Origin of the sequence: Thermoflexus sp., from assembly GCF_025055495.1 — a bacterium.
Lineage (GTDB): Bacteria > Chloroflexota > Anaerolineae > Thermoflexales > Thermoflexaceae > Thermoflexus.
The window spans coordinates 1-7,577 of sequence record NZ_JANWXB010000347.1 but is presented as its reverse complement, the minus strand read 5'-3'; the positions used below and the strand labels follow the sequence as shown (position 1 = coordinate 7,577).

Below are 7,577 nucleotides of genomic sequence, written 5' to 3'. Positions count from 1 at the left end.
ACAGCATGCCATTATGCCGTCGGTGGCCCTGGGTTTGGCCAGTTCGGCTCTGATCGCTCGCCTCACCCGGGCCAGCCTGCTCCAGGTGATCCGGGAGGATTATATCCGCACCGCGCGGGCCAAAGGGCTGGCTGAGCGGCTGATCATCGTCCGGCATGCCCTGCGCAACTCCATGATCCCGGTGGTCACCGTCCTCGGTCCGCTCTTCGCCGCCCTGGTCACCGGAACCTTCGTGACGGAGACCATCTTTGGTATCCCAGGGCTGGGTCGCTATTTCGTCACCAGCATTACCAACCGGGATCATCCGGTGATCATGGGAACCATCCTGATTTACGCGATCTTCTTGGTGATCGCCAACCTGGTGGTGGACATCACCTACGCTTTCCTGGACCCGCGCATCCGATACACATAGGTATGAGCCGGGCCACTGGAAGGCAGTCCTCCGCACATCCAAATCGGCCAGAAATAAGATTCCAGCATTTTGGGGTGGACAATGGCGACAGAAGCCATGCGTCGAGGCGCAGAGACCCTGGCGGTCCCAACCCGCCGGCCGGTGGGGTTCTGGGAGGACGCCCTCTATCGGCTCTCTCGCAACCGAGCGGCGGTGGTGGGCATCGGAATTGTGATTCTGCTGATCTTGATGGCGATCTTTGCTCCTCTGATCGCACCCTATCCGTATGACAAGCAGGTGCTCACGGATCGGGATAAGGTGCCCGCCTGGATGGTAAAGGTCTTTCCCTTCATGCAACCTTACGCTCGTATCAGCGACCGTTACCTCCTGGGGGCAGATTACGTAGGGCGAGATATCCTCAGCCGCATTATCTATGGAACCCGGGTATCCCTGACGGTCGCTTTTGTGGGGGCGCTGATCAGCCTGATCGTGGGCACCACCTATGGCCTGATCTCCGGTTACTTCGGGGGGCGCCTGGATAACATTATGATGAGGTTGGTGGATGTCCTCTACGCCTTCCCAGGCCTCCTGTTCATCATCCTTTTGATGGTGTTCTTCCGCCAAGTCCCCCAGGAACCTCGATCCATCTGGGATGTGATCCGGATTCAGATGTATAAGATCGACGCGGCCTTCGGGGGAATGCTCTTTATCTTCGTCGGCATCGGCCTGACCGCTTGGGAGAACATGGCCCGTCTGGCCCGCGGGCAGGTCCTCTCGGTTCGGGAAAAGGAATTCATCGAGGCCGCCCGAGCCATCGGGGCCGGGCATCTCCGAATTATGTTCCGCCATATCCTGCCCAACATCATCGGGCCCTTGATTGTGGCCGAGACACTGGCGATCCCCTCTTACATCGCCACCGAGGCCTTCCTGAGCTTCATCGGCCTCGGGGTGAACCCGCCCACCCCGAGCTGGGGGTTGATGATCTCTCAGGGCGCCCAGGCCATCCGCACCTACCCTAACCAAGCCCTGGCGCCGGCGCTGGCCCTGGCCATCACCATGTTCGCCTTTAATTTCCTGGGGGACGGCCTCCGGGACGCCCTGGATCCACGGATGCGCGGCACGCAGTAACTTCGCTTGACAGGAGGCGATGCCGGCACCATCATATGCCGACATCGCCCCTTGTTTCACCATCGTTCTTTTCCTCGCGGGAGGCCACGGATGGGACGTCTCATGAGCGAGGTGGCCATCATCGGCGTGGGCTGGAGCGGGTTCCGCTCCATCTCCCCGGACCTTTCGTTCCGTGAGATGATGTTCGAGGCAGCGGCGATGGCATATGCGGATGCCGGGATCCATCCCCGCCGCGACCTGGACGGCCTGGTCACCGCGGAGGAGGACTTCCACGAGGGCGTCGCCATCAGCGACGAATACGTCCCCGATCAGATGGGGGCTGTCTTGAAATCCGTCCACACCATCGCCGGCGATGGCCTGCAGGCCCTGGCGGCGGGCGTGATGCAAATCGCCGCCGGCGCCGCCCGCATCCTGGCGGTCGAATCCCACAGCAAGGCCAGCAACATCTTGAACCTCCCCCAGATCACCGCACTGGCCCTCGATCCCGTGTTCCAGCGCCCCCTGGACGTCCACCCGATCTTCATCGCGGGGTTGGAAATGCGCCGCTATCTGGAAGCCACCCGCACCCCGCTTGAGCACGTGGCCCAGGTCGTCGTCAAGAACCGGCGTAACGCCATGCGCAACCCCCGCGCCGCCTTCCCAGCGAACTTCTCGGTGGAAGATGTGTTGCACAGCGAACCTCTGGCGGAGCCGCTGACCCGGCGGATGGCGGCGGAGCCCGCCGATGGATGTGTCGTCCTGGTCCTGGCTCATGGCGATATCGCCCGATCCCTCACGGATCGACCCATCTGGATCCGGGGGATCGGATGGGCGACGGACTCCTATGCCCTGGAGAGCCGGGACTGGGAGGGGGCGCGCTACCTACGCCGGGCGGCCGAGATCGCCTACCGACAGGCGGGGATCCGATCTCCCCGCCAGGCTTTTGATTTCGTCGAGGTAGACGACACGTTCGCCTATAAAGAGCTTCAGCATCTGGAAGCCTTGGGCCTCTGCCGCCCCGGGGAGGCGGGATGGTGGACGGCCGAGGGCGCCACGGAGATCGGCGGGGAGTTGCCTGTGAATCCCTCCGGAGGTTGTCTGGGCGAAGGGCATCTGTTGGACGCCTCGGGGTTGGCTCGACTGCTGGAGGCGGTGCTCCAGCTCCGGGGAGAGGCCGGCTCCCGACAGATCCCGGACGCCCACACGGCCCTTGTGGCTTCATGGCGAGGACTGCCCACTGCCACCGGGGCCGTGGCCATCCTCAGCCGGGAGCCCTAAGGGGATGAAGCGGATCGATCCACAAGCCGTTCTTCCATCTGGCCGGGTCAGAACGCGGCCGTGGACGCAAGGGCTACCCCCTCAGTGGTCGGATTGAGCCATCCGGGGTAGGACCGCAGGAGCAAAGCGCTCACGATCCGACCCTATGCGTCCCTCCGCTATTGGCGAGGAGAAGAGGAAGCCCGTTGCTCGAAGGGCATCCTCAGGGGACCGGCCGGAGGTGCTCATGCATTCCGAGGAACTGCAGGCGCGAGTGGAGCAACTGGAAAGCGAGGTCATCGTGCTCAAGCATGTGATCCGCCTCATCCTGGCCGCTTACCGCCGCAACCTTCCCCCTTTCCCTGGCCCGCGGCTGGATCCGGAAACGGTGCGACAGGTGCGGCGGGAGATCCAGGCCCAGTGGGATCAGGAATGGCGCGAGCTGATCCCCCCTGACCCGAGGTCCCTGTGAGAGCTTACGTCCTGGACACCCATGCCCTGATCTGGTATCTCACCCGGGATGAACGGCTGAGCCCAGCCGCCCGCCGCGCGTTGGAGGAGATCGAGCGCGGAGAAGCCAGAGGGCTGATCCCCGTGGTGGTCCTGCTGGAACTGGTCCGGATTGAGGAGAAGGATCTGATCCCTCCCCTTTGGGAGATCGCCATCACCACGCTGCTGGGAGAGGGGAGATTCGAGATCGTCCCCCTCGATCTCAGCCTGCTGGCCCTGGTGCGGGAGCTTCCCGAGCTGGAGGATCTGCACGACCGGGTGATCGTGGCTACCGCGCAGCGTTACGGTGCAGTGCTGGTGACCTACGATGAGACCATCCGCCAGTCCGGGCGGGTGGAGACGCTCTGGTGACAACCTGGCCCCTTCCCTATAGCCCAAAGGGCCATGGGGAAGTTGATCACTGGACAAAGCAATTCGGGGCGCTCGCCCCGACCTCCAAAAACTCATCTGGAGGAACCGCGCCATGGCTGGACGACGCGTGGCCATCGTAGGCGCCGGGATGACCAAATTCGTCCGCCGGGCTCTGGAGACCGGGCAAGAGCTGGCCTGGGAGGCTGCCAGCAAAGCCCTGGAATCCTGCGAGATGACCCTGGATCAGATCGACGCCGTGGTCCTGGGCACCGCCCCGGATGCCTTCGACGGTGTCCACATGAAGGTCGAATACCTGAGCCCGGGGGCGGGGGCTTGGGGCAAGCCGACCATCCGGGGATTCGTGGGCGGCGGAACCGGGGTCTTCGCGGCGATTCAAGGCTGGTATCACATCGCCAGCGGGATGTTCGATACCGTGCTGGTGGTGTGCGAAGAGAAAATGTCCTCTTGCCACCCCCACCCGCAGGCCGCCTTTAATTACATTTTCGATTCCACCCTGGAACGCCCGCTGGGTCCCAATCTGCTCTGGATCTTCGCCCTGGAAATGAACGCCTACATGACCAAATACGGATTGACCAAGCGGGATGTGGCCATGGTCGCGGTGAAAAACAAGCGGAACGCCGCCGACCACCCCGCCGCCCAGCTGGGGGATCCGAACATCACCGTGGAGGATGTGCTCAACTCGGAAGTGCTGGCCTGGCCGGTGCAGCGCCTCGATGTCTCCCCCACCAGCGACGGAGCCGTGGCCCTCGTGATGGCCGCTGAACACATCGCCCGGCGGGTGACCCATCAGCCGGTCTGGGTCGAGGGCGTGGGATGGTCCCTGGACACCCAGTACTGGACCAATCGGGATCTCTCCTATCCCACTTATGTGGAAGAGGCTGCCCGCAAAGCCTATGCGATGGCGGGGATTAAAGAGCCTCGCAAAGAGATCCACATTGTGGAGCCTTACGATCCCTTTGATTACAAAGAGCTGCACCATCTGGAAGGACTGCTCCTGGCAGATCGGGGAAAGGCAGCGGAGCTGGTCGCCCTGGGGATCGCCAATCGGGATGGGGATCTGCCGGTCACCCCTTCCGGCGGATTGCTGGGGGTTGGAAATCCGATCTCCGCCGCAGGCCTGATGAAAGTAGCGGAGCTTTTCTGGCAACTCCGGGGAGAGGCCGGCAAGCGCCAGGTGCCCGGCCGGCCCCGACGGGGCCTGGCCCAGGCTTGGGGCGATCTCATGCAGGTGGGCACTGTGATCATCCTGGGGGTCTGAACCGAGGAGACATCCCCCACTGCTGCCCTCCCTCCTGCGCCGAGAGGCGAGGGGGAGCGAATCGGAGAGGAGGTCTCCTCCCCGATGAACGGCGGGAGAAAGCGCGAGGGGGTCGGAAGCGGAGAGGAAAAGCCGTTCCAGGGGGACAGCGCCTGAATCGCTATCACGGAGGAAGAGCGCGATGGAACGATGGGTCTACCCCGTTGCCGGCCTTCGGCCGGAGGATGTGGAACAGGGGCAGGTCTGCACCACCCGGACCCCGCTGCACGGGGAATATGCCTGGGACGCCGGGGTGGCCGTCGGGCGGTTTCTGGCGGAACTGAAAGCGGGCCGCCTGATCGGACGTCGCTGTCGAGCCTGCGGTCGGGTGATGATCCCACCTCGGATGTTCTGTGAACAGTGCTTCCGGCCTACCGATGAGTGGGTGCCCCTGGCCGATACGGGGACCGTGATGACGTTCTCCGTGTGCACCATTTCCTGGGATATGCGCCGTCTGGAGGTCCCGGAGGTCCCGGCGGTGATCGCCATCGATGGAGCCTCCCCCGGGATGGGGATCATGCATAAGCTGGGGGAGGTCGGCCAGACCATGGAGGAGATCCTGAATCGCGTCCGGATCGGGATGCGGGTCCAAGCGGTCTGGAAGCCCGCTGGGGAACGGGAGGGCGCGATCACCGATATCCGCTATTTCCGACCTCTGGAGCAGTGAGGAGGTTCCGATGCCCCTGATCGAACGCATTCAGCATCTGGACGAGGTTCGGGCCTGGCGAGGAACCATCCGACTGGAGGGGGTCTATACCGCGGGGGTAGCCGGGGAACGCTGGCTACGCGGGTTGCAGGAGGGGAAAATCTATGGAACCCGCTGTCCCCGCTGTCGATATACTTACGTCCCGGCGCGACGGTTCTGCGAGCGCTGCCTGGGCGCCCTGGGGGAGGAGGCCTGGGTGGAGGTCGGTCCCCAGGGGACGTTGGTCGCATGGACGCGTGTGCATGTGGCTCCCGATGGGGCTCCTTTAGCCTCCCCACGGGCCATCGGGTTGATCCGACTGGACGGCGCCGATGCGGTTCTGGTCCACGAGCTGATCGGTGATCGAGAATGGGAAAGCGGCATACGGGTGGAGGCAGTCTTTCGAGCGCCCCCCGAGCGGGTGGGAAGCATCCGAGATCTGTTGGGGTTCCGTCGTCTTTGAAGGTGGCTTCTGGACAACCGCTTTGAATTTCCTCGTGGGGGCTTTAAGGGCGGAGCCGGACGCCGAAGGTGTCCGGCTCCGCCCTTCGCCCCTCCCCGTTTGTGATATTATTCACAATATGGACTTGCCCAGAATCGGAAGACCCTCTATAATATGGGCAACCTCCAGCCGGAATCCGGGCCAGGGCTGGCAATCAGGAGTTTCAAGATTCCATAGGGGAGGGGATCAGCCGCCAGAACTTCATTGCTCCCTCCCCAATTGAGGAGAATGCAGGGATGGAACACCACCCCTCGGTTCGGAAATCCTCCCGCTCTGGGAGGATATGGGGACGCCTGCTGCGGACCCCTTCCATCCGTGATGGGCAGGATTCCTGGCCCGTCCAGCTTCAAGAGCAACTCAGAAGGCTGCAAGATCTGATTCAGAGAGCCCAGGCGTTCAGTCTCGCGCTATGGGCCCATTACAGTGTGCACATCGGCCTGGTTCTGGTCGTGGGATTGCTCTACCTGGCCCTGACCCAGAGCCGGGCGGCTCCGGCATGGCTCCTTCAGCCGGTTCAGCTTCCGGAGATCTCCCGGGACGAGCCGGCCTCCCCGGAGGTTCTGCAAGCCCTCCTCCGCCGTTCCGCCTACCTGGGCGGAACCCGTCGGAATGGCCCTGCGCTGTTAATCCGCCAATTCGATCTGCATACAGAGATCCCGGAACGGCCCCGGCGGGGGATCATCACCTACACGGTTCAAGCCGGCGATACACTTTTCGGGATCGCTGAGAAGTTCCAACTGCGCCCCGAGACCATCCTCTGGGCGAACTACGATGTTCTTCAAGATGATCCTCACCTGCTGGACATCGGCCAGGTTTTGAATATCCCGCCGGTGGATGGGGTCCTGCATACGGTCAAGGAAGGGGAAACCCTGGAAGAAATCGCGAAGAAATACAAGGTCACCCCGGATGCCATTCGGAATGCCGAGTGGAATGGCCTGATGGAGGGGGGGGAGCCCCAAGTCGGCCAGGTGTTGATTGTCCCCGGCGGCTCGCGGCCCTTTATGGGCTGGACGCCCCCTCGGCGCTCCTACGTGGTGATCGCGGGGGGCAAACGGATGCCGGCGGGGGCCTGCCCGAATGTTCAGGTCGCGCCGCTGGGCACGGGGAGCTTCATCTGGCCGGTCAACAGCCGCTGGCGCTCCGGCTATGATTTCACGGCCTACCATCCGGGCGTGGACTTCGCAGGTCGCCTGGGCGATCCCGTGTATGCTGCCGATGCGGGCACCGTGGTCTATTCGGGCTGGAGCACCGTCGGCTACGGCAACCTGATCGTCCTGGACCACGGGAACGGCTATCAGACTTATTATGCGCATCTCAGCCAGATCTTTGTGGGCTGCGGACAGCAGGTGGCCAAGGGGGCTACCATCGGGCTGGTGGGTTCCACCGGGCGTTCCACCGGGCCTCATCTGCACTTTGAGATCCGGGGGCCAGGCGGGTTTGTGAACCCTTGGCAGGC

General features: G+C 63.4%; 9 protein-coding genes. All 9 read left to right on the top strand.

The window, feature by feature from the left end; translation table 11 throughout:
• Window positions 1-412, top strand: a 412-nt coding sequence (locus tag NZM16_RS11235) for an ABC transporter permease (RefSeq protein ID WP_295480437.1), incomplete at its 5' end; no start/stop codon positions are given.
• 81 nt (window positions 413-493) lie between these two features.
• Window positions 494-1,519, top strand: a complete 1,026-nt coding sequence (locus NZM16_RS11230; protein WP_295480435.1) for an ABC transporter permease — start codon at window positions 494-496, stop codon at window positions 1,517-1,519.
• 90 nt (window positions 1,520-1,609) lie between these two features.
• Window positions 1,610-2,776 carry a hypothetical protein gene (locus NZM16_RS11225; RefSeq protein ID WP_295480433.1) on the top strand — a complete coding sequence of 389 codons (1,167 nt, stop codon included), beginning with the start codon at window positions 1,610-1,612 and terminating at the stop codon, window positions 2,774-2,776.
• 226 nt (window positions 2,777-3,002) lie between these two features.
• A complete protein-coding gene (locus NZM16_RS11220; RefSeq protein WP_295452250.1) occupies window positions 3,003-3,227 on the top strand; it encodes a hypothetical protein in 225 nt (74 codons plus the stop codon).
• A complete protein-coding gene (locus NZM16_RS11215) occupies window positions 3,224-3,616 on the top strand; it encodes a type II toxin-antitoxin system VapC family toxin (RefSeq protein ID WP_295452248.1) in 393 nt (130 codons plus the stop codon). The genes NZM16_RS11220 and NZM16_RS11215 overlap by 4 nt, the downstream gene beginning before the upstream one ends.
• Before the next feature lie 112 nt (window positions 3,617-3,728).
• Window positions 3,729-4,895, top strand: coding sequence for a thiolase domain-containing protein (locus NZM16_RS11210; RefSeq protein WP_295452246.1), 1,167 nt, complete (start codon window positions 3,729-3,731; stop codon window positions 4,893-4,895).
• A gap of 181 nt (window positions 4,896-5,076) precedes the next feature.
• On the top strand, window positions 5,077-5,601 hold the full coding sequence (locus NZM16_RS11205) for a Zn-ribbon domain-containing OB-fold protein (protein ID WP_295452243.1): 525 nt from the start codon (window positions 5,077-5,079) through the stop codon (window positions 5,599-5,601).
• A 10-nt stretch (window positions 5,602-5,611) separates the two neighbouring features.
• Window positions 5,612-6,082 carry a Zn-ribbon domain-containing OB-fold protein gene (locus NZM16_RS11200; protein ID WP_295452241.1) on the top strand — a complete coding sequence of 157 codons (471 nt, stop codon included), beginning with the start codon at window positions 5,612-5,614 and terminating at the stop codon, window positions 6,080-6,082.
• Between the two features lie 275 nt (window positions 6,083-6,357).
• Window positions 6,358-7,577 (top strand): peptidoglycan DD-metalloendopeptidase family protein (locus tag NZM16_RS11195; protein ID WP_295480431.1); only part of this gene is annotated, 1,220 nt, incomplete at its 3' end.

Coding starts and splice junctions, on each gene's coding strand:
- NZM16_RS11230 (WP_295480435.1), top strand. CDS start 494: ATGGCGACAGAAGCCATGCGTCGAGGCGCAGAGACCCTGGCGGTCCCA.
- NZM16_RS11225 (WP_295480433.1), top strand. CDS start 1,610: ATGGGACGTCTCATGAGCGAGGTGGCCATCATCGGCGTGGGCTGGAGC.
- NZM16_RS11220 (WP_295452250.1), top strand. CDS start 3,003: ATGCATTCCGAGGAACTGCAGGCGCGAGTGGAGCAACTGGAAAGCGAG.
- NZM16_RS11210 (WP_295452246.1), top strand. CDS start 3,729: ATGGCTGGACGACGCGTGGCCATCGTAGGCGCCGGGATGACCAAATTC.
- NZM16_RS11205 (WP_295452243.1), top strand. CDS start 5,077: ATGGAACGATGGGTCTACCCCGTTGCCGGCCTTCGGCCGGAGGATGTG.
- NZM16_RS11200 (WP_295452241.1), top strand. CDS start 5,612: ATGCCCCTGATCGAACGCATTCAGCATCTGGACGAGGTTCGGGCCTGG.